Raw genomic sequence first — 15,545 nt, 5'->3', positions numbered from 1 at the left:
TTGGCTTCACTCTTGCCGCTGAAGCCCAGGAGCACATCCGACGCTAGGCCACTGAGCTAGGCGGGAAGAGCAGGAAAACAAACTTCGCTGTTCCGGCTTATGATAGCCGAGTCACTATACTGTACATCTACCCATGAGCTACCCCAACGCAGTTTCCCTCACTGCCTCCGACAACACCCAACTTAATGCCTACACGGCTTTCCCGGCCGCAGCTGGCCCGCACCCCGGCATAATTCTGCTGCAGGAGGCATTCGGCGTAAATGGCCATATCCGGAACGTGGCCGACCGGCTGGCGCAGGCGGGCTATGTGGTAATTGCTCCCGAAATTTTTCACCGCACCGCCGAGCCTGGCCTAGAGATTCCGTACTCGGATTTTCCCAGCGCCATGCCGCATTATAACGCCATTACGCCCGAAGGCCTAACCGCCGACGTGCAAGCCTGCTACGACTGGCTTCGAAGCCAGCAAAACGTGACCGACAAGATTGGTAGCATTGGTTTCTGCCTGGGCGGCCGCGTGTCGTTCCTGACAAATGCCGTACTACCGTTAGCAGCGGGCGTATCGTATTATGGTGGAGGAACGCACCTGCTGAAAGACCGCGCCAAAGACCTACACGCGCCTCACTTGTTCTTCTGGGGTGGCCTAGACCAGCACATCAGCAAAGACCATATTGCCCAGGTAACGGAAGCGGTAGAAGCAGCCGGCAAGCCCTACATCAACACCGTCATTTCCTACGCCGACCACGGTTTCCACTGCGACGAGCGTCCTAGCTACCACCCCGATGCTGCCGCCGAAGCCTGGGCCCTAACACTGGCTTTCTTCCAGGATAAGCTACGCTAGGCCTGTCATAAAGCCAGCGAGTTCAGCGCAAGAGGTGGCCTATAAGCTACGCCTGGTACAAATTCTTTGAGGCTCCGCTACTGCTGGCCCACGTTATGTAGCGGGCTGCAGAGGGAGTAGGCTTAGACGAGTAGCATACAAAAGGGGCGGACACTATTGGCCGCCCCTTTTGTATGTATAAGTGTTTTACAAACTACTTGGCTTTCGCCTGTATGAGTTTTACTACTTCAGCGTTACCGCCTTCCTTGGCATTAGCTAGTACGTCCTTGCCGTCCTTGTCCTTGGCTTTAGGGTTAGCGCCGCTGGCTAGCAGAAACTCCACTACATCAAGGCTGCCATTGGCCGCAGCGGCCATAAGGGCAGTAGCGTTGAAGCTGTCGGTTTTGTCAATCTGAGCCTTGTTCTTCACGAGCGCCTTCACCACATCTAAGTTGCCATTGCCGGCCGCGATGATTAGAAACGTTGTTGGGAAGCCAGGCATCATCTCTACCGGGGCGTTGGCATCGGCCCCAGCCGCTAGGAGGGCGTCCACATCGGCTGGCTTATTTTTTACCACTGCCGCGTACACCTTCTGCGTGGGTGTTTGAGCAAAGGCAACTGTGGTAGTCAGAAATAAGGCAAAAGCGAGAAGAAGTTGTTTCATTCGGAGAATACAATTGAGAGGGGACATCAACTCCAAATATAATACGGTGGTACTGGAATATCACTATTGCTGAGCTGCTATGTCAACCTGTTTTTTAAGATTAGCGCAGCACTTCAGTTGGCGAGTAAGCTTACTACCAGAGCCAACTTTTTCCTATTCAATGGCAGTTACTTAGTCTTGTTTATTTAGATCATGTATAAATAAATTTCATTGGGGAGATTTCCTGCCGTTTATTTGCATCGTTTTAGAATGATTCTAAATAGAACAGCATACATGAAACCTCTGCAACACCTCGGCCTGATTTCTACTCTGACGGCATGTTCACTTTCCGCAATGGCGCAGCAAACGGCCGCCATCCGCGGCACAGTTACCACTGCTGATGGTCGGCCTGCTGAATCAGTAACTATCGGTTTGAAAGGCCGCGGCCAAGGCGCTATCACCAACAGCCAAGGTCAGTATGCTATTGAGCGAGTACGCGACGGTGAGTATACGGTAGTGGTGACGGCCGTAGGCCTGAAGTCGGAAGAGAAGTCGGTAACAGTGAGCGGCCAGGGAGTAACGCTCGACTTTACGCTGAGCGAAAATGCCGAGGAGTTGAAAGAGGTGATTGTGAACGGTGCCCGCGTAAACCGTTTTGCCCGCAAGCAGTCAGTAGATGTAAGCAAAATGCCGCTCAGCAACCTCGAAAACCCACAAGTGTATGCCACTGTAGGTAAAGAGCTCTTGACCGAGCAACTAGTCTTTTCCGTGGATGATGCCACGCGCAACGCGCCGGGGGTTCAGCAAATGTGGGAGCCGACGGGCCGTAGCGGCGACGGAGGTTCCTTCTATGCATCACGGGGCTTTGTAGTATCGAGCCAATTGCGCAACGGCGTGGCCGGCGGTGTTACCAGCGCCATTGATGCCATTAACCTAGAAAAGCTAGAAGTAATCAAAGGCCCCTCGGCTACGCTCTACGGCTCGGCCCTGAGCTCCTATGGAGGCCTGCTCAACCGCGTGACCAAAAAGCCTTACGAGCAGTTCGGAGGGGAAGTATCCCTGGCCGCGGGTAGTTACGGGTTCCACCGGGCCAGCGTGGATGTGAACACGCCGCTTAACGCCTCTAAAACTCTGGCTTTCCGCTTAAACGGTGCTTATAATTACGAGGACAACTTCCAGAACGTAGGCTATACGGGCTTCACGAAAAACGTGGCCATTGCGCCTAGCCTGCAGTTCCAGCCCAACGACCGCCTGACCATTAACCTAGACGCGGAAGTATACCGTGGCTCCAACGTAGGGAAGCAGCTCATCTATCTGGCCTTCGACGACAAAGTGGCGAACTTCGGCTTTTCGCGGGCCGATCAGGCGCCGCTGGATTACCGGCAGTCGTACCAGGGGGCAGGCCTGATTCAGGACTCGCGCAGCACCAACCTGTTCGGGCAGGTGCGCTACCGCATTTCGCCCAGCTTTACTTCCACCACCTACCTGTCCTCAAGCCGCAGCTTCTCAGAAGGCAAAGGGCCGTATTTCTACCTGATTTCGGATATAGCCCTCGCCGCGCGAAACAATACGGTTATCACCACGCCCGGTGTTAGCACTCTGCTGCGGGCCGACCAGTCGACCCAGGATAGCCGCCGCCAGACTTACCAGGTGCAGCAGCTCTTCAACGGCGACTTCCGCATTGGTAACCTGCGCAACCGCGTGGTGGTGGGCCTAGACTTCCTGCGCTTAGATTCCAATATTGAATTCTTCGGAGGGCAGATTGATGCGGTGCCGCTCAACGTACCAGGTTTTAATTACCGCACCTTCAACAAAACAGCCGTTGATGCCGCCTATGCCGCTAATGCGCCAGGTCGTTACCCCGTTACTACCAAAATCAATACCTACAGCGCGTTTGCCTCAGATGTGCTGAACCTAACCGACAAGCTAAGCGTGCTGGCTGCCGTGCGAGTAGACCGCTACGATAACAAAGGCGGCATTCTGTACTCGCCAGTAGAGGCCTACCAGCAAACGGCCGTGTCGCCGAAGTTTGGTGTGGTGTTCCAGCCCGTAAAAGACCGGGTGGCCCTGTTTGCGAACTATCAGAATAGCTTCAATAACCAAAACAGTAGCTATTTAAACGCCGAGGGGCAGTCGTTCGTGACCAAGCCTGAACGGGCCAACCAGATTGAGGGCGGCGTAAAGCTCGACGCGGCACAGGGCCGGGTTAGCGCTACGGTTAGCTACTACGATATCCGGGTGCAAAACATCCTGCGCACACTGTTCACGCAGACTAACCCCGATGGTTCTTTCCGGACCATTAGCGCCCAAGATGGTACCCAGTGGAGCCGCGGCGCTGAGCTGAGCTTGACGGCCAACCCGCTGCCAGGCCTAAATATGGTGGGTGGTTTTGCCTACAACTTCTCGAAGTTTGTGAACACCAACGAAAATGTAAACGGCCGCCGGCCCAACACAGCTTCCTCACCTTACCTGGCCAACCTATGGGTAAGCTACCGCCAGCCCGAAGGCATGCTCAAAGGCCTAGGCCTGGGCTTCGGGGGCAATTATGCCAGCGACAACAAGATCCTCAACAGCAAGTCGCAGGGCGTGTTTATCCTGCCTAGCTACACCGTGCTCAACGCCAGCGCCTTCTACGATCAGCCCAAGTACCGCCTGGCTCTGAAGGTAGACAACCTGACCAACGAGCACTACTGGATTGGCTACACCACCATTAACGCCCAGAAGCTGCGCAGCATCGTGGGCAGTGTGGCCTACAAATTCTAACGGCAGCTTTTCATATTCAAGCGTCAGCAGAGGCCTACGGGCAGTTGCTGACGCTTGTGTAGTTTCTTGGTCTAGCTCTCTACAAAGGTGAATGTTAGAGAGGGGATCTCGCGTTATTGAATTCAGGGGGAGCCAGTGGGCAGCGTCGGTACTCCAGCAATTGTTGATTAACTTATAGGTATGAATGTCAAGCAAGCCGTTGGCAAAGTGCACCTCTGGCTCGGGCTAGCCTCGGGACTGGTGGTGTTCATTGTGAGCATCACCGGAGCTATTTTCACTTTCCAAGATGACATTCGGGATATCATTGAGCCCTGGCGCAAAGTAGAGGCGCAGGCTGCGGCGCCCGTGCTGCCCTCGCACCTGCAAGCTGCGGCCCTAGCTCAAGACCCGGGAATATCTGCCAAAGACACCTGGGTGACGTACTTTGGGCCTGAGCGCTCGGCTACGGTGTTTTTCACTGATAGAGCTGGCAACCCCATTCAGGTGTACCTGAACCCTTACACCGGGCAGGTGTTGGGGAAGCAAAACCTCCGGACACACTTCTTTTCTATCATTCAGGAAATCCACATGCACCTGTTGCTGCCCGAGGCAATAGCGAAATGGGTGGTAGGCATCAGCATTTCTATTTTCGTGGTGATGCTGCTCACGGGCTTGGTACTGTGGTGGCCAAAGCGGAAGCAGGAGCGTAAACAGCGTTTCACGATTAAGTGGGGTGCTCGTTGGCGCCGCGTCAATTACGACTTGCACAACGTGCTTGGCTTTTACGCAGCCAGCATTGGGTTGGTGCTGGCCCTTTCAGGCCTGTTCATGATTTACCCCTGGATGCTCGAATCAATCAGGTACGTGGTTGACGGTGGTAAGGCGGCTCCCGCGGAGATAATGACCACCAAGCTTGATACCCTTCAAACTGTGCCGACGGCTACTCAGCCCTTAGCCGACATTGTGTACCTGAATGCACGTCGTCTTTCGCCCACGCACGAGATGATTCTGATTGGGCCTGCGGGCGCGGGCAAAGACCCCGCGTATTGCTGGACTTACCGGAAGGCACTCCACTATTACCACCGCGACGAATACGCCTTTCACCCGGTTTCAGGCCAGCTACTAGAAATACGTTTTCACGCCAAGAAAAGCAATGGCACCAAGTTCTCCGACATGAACTACGACCTGCATACCGGCCAGATACTAGGCCTAGGCGGCAAAATAGTGGCGTTTTTAGGTAGCCTCATCTCCGCAAGTTTGCCCATCACAGGAACGGTAATCTGGTGGGGGCGCCGCAACAAGCCCAAAAAGCAGAAGAAACAGGCACAACTGGCCTAGCAGTATTAATTGTATCCCCATTTCAACACCAATGCCTCGCCGTATAGCGGGGCATTGGTGTTGGGGCTAATGCAGTAGCTACTGTTGCGGCGCAGAGTATTTATATAACCCTACAGCGCATTGCGCTATCCGGCAGCTTCTTCAGCCTCTGCTAGCCGGCCCATGTGCTGGGCCATCATGCTGGCCAGAATGATTTGCAAGGCATGGTAGAGCATAAGGGGCAGCAGCAGCAAACCCGTGGCGGCCATGCCCGGAAACAGTAAGCTGGCCATCACGCTGCCATGCACCAGCGACTTCTTGGAGCCACAAAACAGCGCCACAGTCCGGTCGGGGCGGGAAAACCCGAGCACTCGACCCAGCACCCATACTACCCCAAAGATCAGGAAGTACAGGGTCACCATACCCAGACTGAGCAACGCAATATCAAGGGGCTGGTAACTGCGGAAGATGCCCTCAGCAAACGACTCGCAGAAGGCCGTAAAGACAATCAGGAGAATCACAACTTGGTCGGAGATGCGCAGGCTGCCTTTGTGCTGCTCCGCGAAGGCCCCGAAACGACGATTGAGCAACACCCCCGCCACCACTGGTAGCACAACTTGCCACAGCAAGTCGATACCTAAATGCCAGAGGTTGCCCCCCTCGGCGGAGGTATCAAGGAAAAGGCTGGTCCAGAGGGGAGTAAGCACGATGCCTAACAGGCTGGAAATGCTGGCATTGAAGATAGCCGCCGGTAAGTTGCCGCGTGCAATACTCACCATTACCACCGATGTTGAAACCGTACTGGGCAGTGTGCACAGAAAGAAGATGCTAGGCCACATCTCGGCCGCTTTGCCTACAAACAGCGGCCGTAAGGCCAGCGCCAGCACCGGAAACACCACGAACGTAGTAAGCTGCACCACTACATGCAGGCGCCAGTTCCGGAGGCCCGCCGTAAGTTTCTCCATACTCAGGCGTAGCCCATAGAAAAAAAATATGAGCGCTACGCCCGCCGTAGTTATCACCTTCCAGGGAATGGGGCTAGCCTTACTGCCTACCTCCGGAATCAGGTAAGCCAGGAGCACAACCCCAGCCAGGCCAAGCAGAAACCAGTCGAGCAGCCCCGCACGGCGGAGCAGGTTCACGAACCGGTTGCCCGACGGAGTAGATGGTGGAGGAGAGGAAGCTACTGACGGCTGGGTAGGCAGGGGCATAAGTACGGATTATTCAGCTATTGGCAGGGTGTATGCTTTGGCTGTACTACGAAACAAAACGAGCTGATTCATTTTCTGCATCTCCCCATATAACAGGCCTAGCATGTGGTTGCTATCGGGGAGATTGGGTGGTTTCTGTTCTACATATAGCCCATGAGCGGCGAATAAGTTTTGTATAGCCAGTGGAAATTCACTGCGCAGCAAGGCCAGTTTACCCGCTTCAAAGTGCCCTGCGGGGGCTGCAAGTGGAAATGCCGGAGCTTATTATAGGGCGCTCGAGCTTCTGCGTTTTTCATTTGTAGCGTGTTCTCTACCTCCTTGGTGAGGAGCGATAAGTCTCTTTCGAGGAAGAATGGCCATCGACTTTTCGTAGTAGGTAGCTGCTGCCAAGGGCCCCGAGCCACGGAACTACAGCCAGAAATGCGGACACAAAAAAAGCGCTCCTCCGAAGAAGAACGCTTTTTGAAGCTACAGAACATAAGACTTATTCAGCCTTGGGCTGAGCGTGAGCTTTTAGCTTGCGCACGAATTCACCAAATGCTTGGCTAAGCTCCGTGAACAGCGGATGCTCCCGGTTGGTCAGCAGCACGTTGCCCAGCAGCTTTACGCCCAGCGCCATTTCCGCGGCCTGACTAGGCGAGAGGAAGTTGGCATTTTGCACTCGCTGCACGATGGCAAACAGGTCATCGTGGTTAGTGAAGTCCAGCACTAGCGGCTCGTGCAGCGGTTGCTCCGGGCTGCTGGCTGCTTGGTGCTCCAGGGTAAGACGATATTCGTGCTGACGCTTGCTCATGGCCGAAAGGAGTTATTGGTACGTGCCCCTAGAGTGGCCTAGGCCACTCTTGAGGAGGTTTACAATGCAGCAACGGCGGCCTCCTGCTTGCGCTGCTTTTTATTGGCTTTGCGCAGGCGGTTCAGCCACAAGATGGTGCCCGTAATGGGGAAGGTAAATCCTAGCAGACAAACCACCAGGGCAATGATTTTAGATGGCCAGCCAAACACGGCGCCAGTGTGCACTGGCTTAAACATGCCTCGCACGCGCTGGCCGAGGCTCCGCTGCTCGTAGGTCTGCTGGCTTAACACCTTACCCGAGTACTGATCGAGGTATAGCTCATCGGTGGCATTTTCATAGGCAGCTCCGCGGCGCAAGGTGGCCACCCGGATGCTACCCGTTGGGTCTTTGGGCAGCTGCAGAGCATAAGATTCCGCCTCGGGCACCTGGCGTACTACCAGTTGCAGCGCCGCATCAGGCGTAAGCGGAGCGCTGCCAGCCACCAGCGGGCCCTGAACAGGTTGCTGAGGTGCTGCCACGTCAGTAGCAGTAGGCACCGTTGAAACGGGGGGCTCAGGGCGCTGCATGGGCGAGTTGGTAACGGCATAAATACCCTTGTTGAACCATTCAAACGACCACGCTAGGCCAGTAAAGGCAAACACAAACAGGAACAAGGCAGAATAAAAGCCCAGTACAATATGCAGGTCGTGGTTTACGCGCTTCCAGCCACCGCTCCACTTCACTTTGAGGCGCTGCTGCAGGGCCTTGCGTGTAGCAGGCCACCATAGCACAATGCCCGTAGCAATAATGAACAGGAACATCACCGTGCTGACGCCCACGATGAGCTTGCCAATGGGGCCGCCCACCATTCCGCGGTGCAGGGCCATCATGGTAAAGAAGAAGGTTTCGCGGTAGTTCAGCTCGCCGGTTACGGCGCCGGTGTAGGGGTTCACAAATACTTTAGGGCCTCCGGGGCCGCCTTCACCGCCTTTTCCTCCCTTGCCACCTTTCTCGCCTTTGCCCTCGGCTCCGCCTTCCCGGCGGCCGGCACCTTCGCGTGGTGCGCCAGCTTCCGCGGCGGGCGCTACATTGGCCTCCGCACCCTTGCCAGCGCGGCCACCTTCTTTCTTATCGCCTTTCTCGCCGCCAGGAGCTCCTGCCAGACTAAACTCTACCGTGCGCGCTGGGTCAGCATACACCTTTACGCCCGTGATTTTGGCGGTGGGCTTGTAGGCCACTACCGAGCCGGCCAACAGCTTCAGGGGCATGCGCGGCGAGGTGGCGGGCGCTACAAAGTAGCGCTCAGGGTGCCAAGCTTGCTCTAGCTCTTTTTCAAATACCAGCACGCCGCCCGTGAGGCAGACTACGGCAATGATAAGCCCCGAAACCAGGCTTAGGTAAAGGTGAATGTTGCGAAAGAAGATCTTCATGGCTGTAGAAAGAACAAATATCGAAAGCGAAGGACAAGTTCACCAGAAACCCGGAAAGCGCCAGTTGTAGCTGGTACTTTCCGGGTTTTACTCAAGGAGTTACCCCTTCAGGCAGGAGGTGTTTACAGCTTGTAGCCAAGCGTAGCGGAGAACGTGCGCGGCGCAATGGGGTTCACGCTATTGTCGTCGTGGAGGTTGTAGCTCAGCTCGTTAAGGATGTTCGACATCTTCACGCGCACCGATAGGCGCTCGTAGCTATAGCCCAAGGAGGCATCAAACAACGTGTAGTTCGGGATGCTGATGAGCTTGAACGTATCCGTGAAAGGCTGGCCCGGGCCTTTGTTGGGGTCGTACAGGCGAGGGTTGCGGCCTGCCAGCTTGTCGCCCACGTAGTAGCCCGTCACGCCGGCCGACAAGCCGCGCAGGAAGCCGTTCTCACCAAAGGCGCTGCCGAAGTTATAGAACAGGCTTAGGTTGGCCGTGTGCGCGGGGTTGTAGCGCAGGCGGCTGCCGTTTTCGTAAATGTTGCTCTTGGTATAAGCCGTGTTGTTGTAGCTATAGCCAGCAATCAGGGAAACACCCATCATCGGCTTGGTCTGGATGTCTACTTCCACACCTTTGCTGGTTACCTCACCCGCCAACTCCTTCACGTTGGTATTTAGGTTGGTAACGGTCTGGCCGTTTGAGCCTACTACGGGTTGGCCATCGGCACCGAGCACCGGGCCCAGATAGGTTTGCGCCAGGTTGCTGTTTACAATGCGGTAGGCTGTTACGTTAGCCGACAGCGCCCCGTTGAACAGGTCGTTTTTGATACCGGCCTCATACTGGTCGAAGGTAGAAGGAGCCAGTGATTTGCCGCTCGCATCCTGGCCCGTGTTGGGCTGGAAGGAGTTGGAATAGGAGGCAAACAGCGAGGTGGTTTTAACGGGCTGATATACCAGGCCTAGGCGTGGCGAGAAGGCATTGTCGAAACGACGGTTGTTCACCAAGGTGCCGGCCGTCTTATTGGCAATGTTGGTTACGCTGTTGTAGTAATACACGTCGCTGGGTGTCTCCTGGTAAGTCCAGCGCAGACCAGCCAATACCTTTACTTTCTCACTGATGCTGAGCAGGTCCTGCACGTAGAAACCAGCGCGGCGGGTGTTGCCCAGGGTGAGGGTATTGCGCACCAGATCATTGAAGCCCGAAAGCCGTTCGGCAGGCTGCCCAATAGTCTTGCTGGGGTCTAGCAGGTTGATGATATCATAAGTTGATACCGCCGTGTTAGCCCGCGTAGTAGAAGCAGGATTTGTGTAGGCCAGGGTATTAGTTTCGTACTGGTCAGCGTCGGCACCTACCAGCAAGGTATGGCCTAGGAAGCCCGTGCGGAAGTTACCCGTCAGGTCTAGTTGAGCCAGGTAATAATTCTCAGAGGTTTGGGTGCGCTGCAAACCACGCGTCAGATTACCATAAGTAGGGCCAGCCGTGCCAACAACGGTGGTAGGACGCGAGGCGCTGCGCAGTTCATTATCGTAGCGCTGGAAGCCCGCCACGCCGCGCACCTGCCAGGTGTTGTTCAATTGGCTGGTGATGGTAGCCGTGGTGCTGGTTTGGGTGGTGGCGTTGTTGGCGCCGGCCACGTTCAGGAAGCGGCTGCGGGAGTCCTGGATTTCATAGTTGATAGCCCCGATACCGAAATCGGGAGTGCGGTTGTCGCGCAGGTAGTCGCCTTCCAGCACCAGGGTGGTTTTGGGAGTAAGCTTAAAGAGCAGCGACGGGTTCACGTAAAACCGGTCCGACTTCACCTGGTCGCGGTAGCTATTGCCCTGTTCGTAAGTGCCGTTGATGCGGTAGGCCACCTTCTCACTCTGGCCTACGGCGCCGTACACGTCTACCATTGGCTTCCAGAAACCGAAGCTGCCCACGCGCAGACCCAGTGAACCGCCCTGCTCAAAGCGCGGCTTCTTGGTTACCAAGTTGAGCACGCCGCCAGCTGCTACGTTACCATAGAGAATGGCAGCGCTGCCTTTCAGCACCTCCAGGCTTTCCAGGGAGCTAGCTTCGGGCATAATGCCGTTGTTGAAGCGCACCCCGTTTTTGAAGGTATTGTTGCTGCCATAAGCGAAACCACGGCTGCCTAGCTCTTCCTGCGTGCCGCCAGTGGTGCTGGTAACGTAAATGCCGCTCACGTTCACAATGGCGTCGCTCAGGCGCAGCACCTGCTGCTGCTCCAGCGTCTCCTGCTTGATGGTTACCACGCTCTGGGGCAAATCAAGTGGGGCAATAGCCATCTTGCTAACGCCAGTTATCCGCTCGTTCAGGCTCTTGTTGCCCGTTACGGTTACTTCATTGAGCTGCTGAGAGCTTTGCGCCAAGGCAAAAGGAGCCAAAGTCAGGGTCTCGCCGGCCGTCACCGTTACGGCAAACTCCTGAGATGTGTAACCCATGCTGCTCACTACCAGCTGATAGCTACCCGCCGGAACTGAGAGGCGGAAGCTGCCATCGGTACCAGTGGTGGCACCGTAAGTAGTGCCTTTCAGGGCCACCGTAACGCCTTCTACTGGCTCTCCTGCCGCATTCGTTACCCGACCAACTACCCGGCCCCGCTGTGCTGTATCATCTCCATCGCCGTGCTTGAGATGGAGCGTTGACGAACCATCGGGAGCGGTTACTGCAGCTGTGGCGAAAGTAGCCAGCGGCATGGAAAGAAGGAGCAGGAGGGGGAAAGGTCGGGGCATCTGAGCGGCTTTGCTTGTTTAGAACGATTTAAAACAATGCAAAGCACGTATCTATTTAGATAGATTCAAAATAGAAGTTTAGAAAAATTCCATATAAAGCTCAAACTCTTTAGTAGTGAAGTGTATAAGAGTCATTTGCTGAACTGTATGAACGCAAAAAGCCCCGCTAGCCGATCTTGCAAAGGGCTAGCGGGGATGTGTCAGGCAAGGTATCGTTAGGCAGTGAGTACCGAATTTGTCGCTGGGGTAGCCTCCAGTGCGAAGGCTTCAGCCAGTAGCTCGTAAGAGCGCAATCGGTCTTGGTAATCGTAGGCAATAGTTACAGCCACCACTTCATCTACCTGGTAATGGGCGGCCAGCTCCAGCAGCTCTTGCTTCACCTGCTCCGGCGTACCACTCACAATGCGCCGATGGTGATGGGCTAAGCGGTGGCGTTGCTCTGGGGCCAGCGGATATTCCTGCACCGAAGAATAGGGGCCTACTGGCGTCCGGTCGCCGAGTTCCAGCTTGAGCATCTGCAGCGCCAAGGTGTCAGCCAGTTCTTGCGCTTTGGCCTCCGTGTCGGCGCATAGCACAAAAACCGCGACGTTGGCTAAGGGCTGCGCTAATTCTGGTGAGGGTTGAAAACGCTCTCGGTATAGTTGTACCATTTTAGGCCCACCCACCGGATTAATGAAGTGAGCAAAGGAAAACGCCGCCCCTACGTGTGCCGCAAACAACCCGCTCTGCCCACTGGAACTCAGGAGCCACAGCTCCGGAACTGTTGAAATAAAAGGCGCTGCCTTTACCTTCTCATGAATGGTGTCAGGCACTTCCTCATCGCGCAAATAGGCGCGCAGGCTCATTAGCTGCTCGCCAAAATCTTCGTCGCTGAAGGTATTGTGGGGGTTGAGGGCGTGGGCCGTGATACGGTCGGTGCCGGGTGCCCGGCCGATGCCCAAATCTACGCGCCCAGGGTAGAGCGCTTCCAACAGACGAAAGTTTTCGGCCACCTTCAGAGCTGAGTAGTGGGGCAGCATCACGCCCCCCGAGCCTATACGGATACGGCTCGTTTCGGCGCCAAGCCGGGCCAACAGCACTTCGGGGGCCGAGCCAGCTAGTGAGCGAGCATTATGGTGTTCAGAAACCCAGAACCGTAAGTAACCCAATCGGTCGGTCAGGCGGGCCAGCTCTAGGGTGTGCTGCAGGGCCTCATGAGGTGTGCGGCCCAGCGGTACCGGCGACTGATCGAGCACGCTGAGGCGAATAGGTGGCAAATTTTCCATAGCGAAGGGAGAGTAGAGAGTAGTAACCGCAACCTGGCCTACGAAGTTTGGCGGGCACTAGGCCATCCTAGCAGGGCCTACTCCGCGCTTGGGACTAGCGTATCGGGGGAGTTGCTTTTGCGCAAGGGCAGCTCTGGCACAAACAGCGTCATAAACAAACCGCCCAGCACCAGGAAAATATTAAACATGTATACTCGCGAAATGGCGCTGCTGAATGCTGAGCGCATGGCCGGCGAAGCTGGGGCACCCGCAACGGAGGCTGGCAGAGCAGGCCCCTCTGACACGGTCGTTTGCTGCGCAGTGGGGGAAACGGGGGTAGCGCTGGCCGGCATACTGTGAGCAAGCGTGAAGGTGAGGATGGCCCCTAGAACAGAAGCCGTGATGGCACCCCCAATCTGACGAAAAAACTGACTAGCCGAGGTGGCCTGGCCCATCAGGTGGGGCTCAATGGCGTTTTGGATGGCCAACGTGTACAAAGGCATGGTGGGGCCTAGGCCCACGCCGCACAAGAGCAGGTACGCCAGCACCTGCCAGTAGCCCACCGTTACGGGCATGGTGGCCAGCAGAGAAAGTCCACCCAGTAGCACCACTAGGCCACCCATCATCCACCGTTTATAATGGCCAAACCGCGACACCATTTGCCCCGCCAGCAAGGAGCCCAGAACCACGCCCATCGACAGCGGAATTAGGCTCACGCCGGCTTTGGTGGCCGTTACGCCCAGTACGTTCACCATGAAAAGCGGCTCGAAAATAATGATACCTAAGAAGGCACCCCCCAACAGAAACAGCGCCCCGTTGGCAGTCCGGAAAACGTGGTTCCGGAATAAGTTGAAGTCCAGAATAGGATTGTCGTGGCGCATGCTCCGGACCACAAACAGGACCAGGGATGCCGCCGCTACACCTAGTAAGGTGAGGGTGAAAGGGGAAGTCCAGGGGTAGGCGGTTTTGTTGATCTGCAGAGCAACCACCAAGGGGCCTAGGCCTGTCATTAATAGGAACGCGGAAAAGTAGTCGAGGGGCTTGGCTTCAGTTTGCGGCCTTAAGGCCGGCATCTGCGTCAGGATAAACCAGAGGGCTACCAGGCCTAGCGGGAGGTTTACGTAGAACACCAGCCGCCAGCCGGCCACGCCCGGAATCCAGTTGCTACCCTGGTCAGTCAGAAAGCCGCCCAGCAACGGGCCTAGCACCGAGGAGGTGCCGAACACTGCCCCCGTAAAGCCCTGGTATCGGCCTCGCTCCGCCGGCGGAAACAAGTCGGCGATGATAATGAAGGCCATAGCAAATAGTCCCGCACCTCCGAAGCCTTGTATTGCCCGAAACACCACCAATTGGTTCATCCCGTCGCCTAGAAGGGGAAGGTCGCCGAACTCTCCGGCTAAGCCGCAGAGCATAGAGCCCACAAGAAAAATGCTCACAGCTGCTACTTCAATCTTCCGGCGCGAGTAGGTATCGGCCAGCTTGCCGTAAATAGGCACCAGAGTTGTGCTAGCTACTAGGTAAGCCGTAGCCACCCAGGTAAAGCGGTCGAGGCCGTGCAAGTCGGCCACAATGCGGGGCAAGGCAGTGGAGACGATGGTTTGGTCGAGGGAGCCCAAAAACATGGCCAGCAGAATGCCCGCAAATGTGAGCATCTTCTGGCGGTGGGTGAGATTTTCAGTCATTGCAGCGCAGGTGTGCCAGTGAGTACGGCACTAGGCCACCCGAAGATGCTTTGAGTGTGCGGCTAGGCTAGTCACGGCCCCTATAGCAGTGCAAGGCACGGCCACATTTTTCAGCGGCCGCGTACTGCTTCCCGCTAGCAGCGCGCTACCTTCGCCGCGTGATTACCCTGACGCTCGCTCTCCTCTGTTTATTCGCCTTCCTGGCTGGTTTTATTGATGCCATTGTGGGCGGCGGCGGCCTCATTCAGCTGCCGGCCATGCTTATTTTATTGAAGGGAGTACCGGTGCCTACCGTATTTGGTACGGGCAAAGTTTCCTCATTAGCGGGCACAGCGGCAGCATTCCGGCATTACGCAGGGCGGGTGCCTATTCGGTGGCGGGCTGTGGGCGTGGCGGCTGGCGTGGCCGGGGTGTTCTCGTTTTTGGGCGCGCGCGTAGTCAGCCATTTGCCCAAGGAGCTGCTGCCGCCGCTGGTTCTAGGCCTGTTGGTGTGCATTGCCATCTACACATTTTGGCGCAAAGATTTTGGCTCTATCCACGCCCCGCGGCTTTCGGCGCAACGTGAGCCATTGTATGGCGCACTGGTGGGCCTGGTTATTGGCTTCTACGATGGGTTTTTCGGGCCTGGCACCGGTAGTTTCCTGCTGTTTGCTTTCGTAGGCCTGTTTGGCTACGATTTCATCTCTTCCTCGGCGGCCGCTAAGCTGGTAAACATTGCTACCAACCTCGCCGCCCTGGCCTACTTCGCCTACACTGGTCAAATTCTGTGGCACGTTGCCATTCCAATGGCTATCAGTAATATAGCTGGCTCCACCCTGGGGGCGTACCTGGCCGTACGCCACGGCACGGGCTTTGTGCGGATCCTGTTCCTGGTAGTGGTCAGTGCTTTTATTGTAAAGCTGAGTCTGCAGGTATTTGGGTAGGGCGAGGGGCTGGCTTCAGGAGCAGCAGCCAGAAGCACACCGTAAAA

Annotated in this window: 11 protein-coding genes; 4 read left to right on the top strand and 7 right to left on the bottom strand. The window is 56.1% G+C overall.

The features are described 5' to 3' along the window. The first annotated feature begins 133 nt into the window (after positions 1-133). Positions 134-838 (top strand): dienelactone hydrolase family protein, encoded by a 705-nt coding sequence (locus EU557_RS14915; protein ID WP_135531261.1) that lies wholly within the window; start codon positions 134-136, stop codon positions 836-838. A 193-nt stretch (positions 839-1,031) separates the two neighbouring features. On the opposite strand, the gene EU557_RS14910 is transcribed toward EU557_RS14915, so the two are convergent. Then, a complete protein-coding gene (locus EU557_RS14910) occupies positions 1,032-1,481 on the bottom strand; it encodes an ankyrin repeat domain-containing protein (RefSeq protein ID WP_167855223.1) in 450 nt (149 codons plus the stop codon). A gap of 273 nt (positions 1,482-1,754) precedes the next feature. Here EU557_RS14910 and EU557_RS14905 point away from each other — a divergent pair, with 273 nt between their 5' ends. Continuing rightward, complete coding sequence (locus tag EU557_RS14905; protein WP_135531259.1) at positions 1,755-4,223, top strand: TonB-dependent receptor; 2,469 nt, start codon at positions 1,755-1,757, stop codon at positions 4,221-4,223. Between the two features lie 180 nt (positions 4,224-4,403). Beyond that, a complete protein-coding gene (locus tag EU557_RS14900; RefSeq protein WP_135531258.1) occupies positions 4,404-5,540 on the top strand; it encodes a PepSY-associated TM helix domain-containing protein in 1,137 nt (378 codons plus the stop codon). A 125-nt stretch (positions 5,541-5,665) separates the two neighbouring features. Here EU557_RS14900 and EU557_RS14895 read toward each other — a convergent pair whose 3' ends face one another. The 6 genes from EU557_RS14895 to EU557_RS14870 all read right to left on the bottom strand — a co-directional run bounded on the left by EU557_RS14895 (position 5,666) and on the right by EU557_RS14870 (position 14,575). Beyond that, the gene (locus EU557_RS14895) at positions 5,666-6,730 is read right to left on the bottom strand and encodes a bile acid:sodium symporter family protein (RefSeq protein WP_135531257.1); all 1,065 of its coding nucleotides are present in this window, start codon (positions 6,728-6,730) and stop codon (positions 5,666-5,668) included. Positions 6,731-7,214: 484 nt separating this feature from the next. Then, positions 7,215-7,523 carry a DUF3861 domain-containing protein gene (locus EU557_RS14890; protein ID WP_135531256.1) on the bottom strand — a complete coding sequence of 103 codons (309 nt, stop codon included), beginning with the start codon at positions 7,521-7,523 and terminating at the stop codon, positions 7,215-7,217. Between the two features lie 59 nt (positions 7,524-7,582). Beyond that, positions 7,583-8,932, bottom strand: a complete 1,350-nt coding sequence (locus EU557_RS14885; protein WP_135531255.1) for a PepSY-associated TM helix domain-containing protein — start codon at positions 8,930-8,932, stop codon at positions 7,583-7,585. A gap of 122 nt (positions 8,933-9,054) precedes the next feature. Continuing rightward, entirely contained in the window at positions 9,055-11,613 is a 2,559-nt protein-coding gene (locus EU557_RS14880) for a TonB-dependent receptor (RefSeq protein WP_245326285.1), read from the bottom strand. A gap of 251 nt (positions 11,614-11,864) precedes the next feature. Continuing rightward, the gene (locus tag EU557_RS14875) at positions 11,865-12,914 is read right to left on the bottom strand and encodes an LLM class flavin-dependent oxidoreductase (RefSeq protein ID WP_135531253.1); all 1,050 of its coding nucleotides are present in this window, start codon (positions 12,912-12,914) and stop codon (positions 11,865-11,867) included. Positions 12,915-12,991: 77 nt separating this feature from the next. After that, on the bottom strand, positions 12,992-14,575 hold the full coding sequence (locus EU557_RS14870; protein WP_245326284.1) for an MDR family MFS transporter: 1,584 nt from the start codon (positions 14,573-14,575) through the stop codon (positions 12,992-12,994). A 158-nt stretch (positions 14,576-14,733) separates the two neighbouring features. On the opposite strand from EU557_RS14870, the gene EU557_RS14865 reads away from it, so the two are divergent. Next, entirely contained in the window at positions 14,734-15,498 is a 765-nt protein-coding gene (locus EU557_RS14865) for a sulfite exporter TauE/SafE family protein (RefSeq protein ID WP_210116060.1), read from the top strand. The last annotated feature ends 47 nt before the right edge of the window (positions 15,499-15,545 follow it).

It is taken from the genome of Hymenobacter wooponensis (genome assembly GCF_004745865.1).
GTDB lineage: Bacteria > Bacteroidota > Bacteroidia > Cytophagales > Hymenobacteraceae > Hymenobacter > Hymenobacter wooponensis.
This window is presented reverse-complemented; position numbering and strand designations above follow the sequence as displayed.

Bases quoted from the DNA above. Each gene is read 5' to 3' on its own strand.
- EU557_RS14880 (WP_245326285.1), bottom strand. From the start codon at position 11,613: ATGCCGCTGGCTACTTTCGCCACAGCTGCAGTAACCGCTCCCGATGGT.
- EU557_RS14870 (WP_245326284.1), bottom strand. From the start codon at position 14,575: ATGACTGAAAATCTCACCCACCGCCAGAAGATGCTCACATTTGCGGGC.
- EU557_RS14910 (WP_167855223.1), bottom strand. From the start codon at position 1,481: ATGAAACAACTTCTTCTCGCTTTTGCCTTATTTCTGACTACCACAGTT.
- EU557_RS14885 (WP_135531255.1), bottom strand. From the start codon at position 8,932: ATGAAGATCTTCTTTCGCAACATTCACCTTTACCTAAGCCTGGTTTCG.
- EU557_RS14895 (WP_135531257.1), bottom strand. From the start codon at position 6,730: ATGCCCCTGCCTACCCAGCCGTCAGTAGCTTCCTCTCCTCCACCATCT.
- EU557_RS14875 (WP_135531253.1), bottom strand. From the start codon at position 12,914: ATGGAAAATTTGCCACCTATTCGCCTCAGCGTGCTCGATCAGTCGCCG.
- EU557_RS14915 (WP_135531261.1), top strand. From the start codon at position 134: ATGAGCTACCCCAACGCAGTTTCCCTCACTGCCTCCGACAACACCCAA.
- EU557_RS14890 (WP_135531256.1), bottom strand. From the start codon at position 7,523: ATGAGCAAGCGTCAGCACGAATATCGTCTTACCCTGGAGCACCAAGCA.
- EU557_RS14900 (WP_135531258.1), top strand. From the start codon at position 4,404: ATGAATGTCAAGCAAGCCGTTGGCAAAGTGCACCTCTGGCTCGGGCTA.
- EU557_RS14905 (WP_135531259.1), top strand. From the start codon at position 1,755: ATGAAACCTCTGCAACACCTCGGCCTGATTTCTACTCTGACGGCATGT.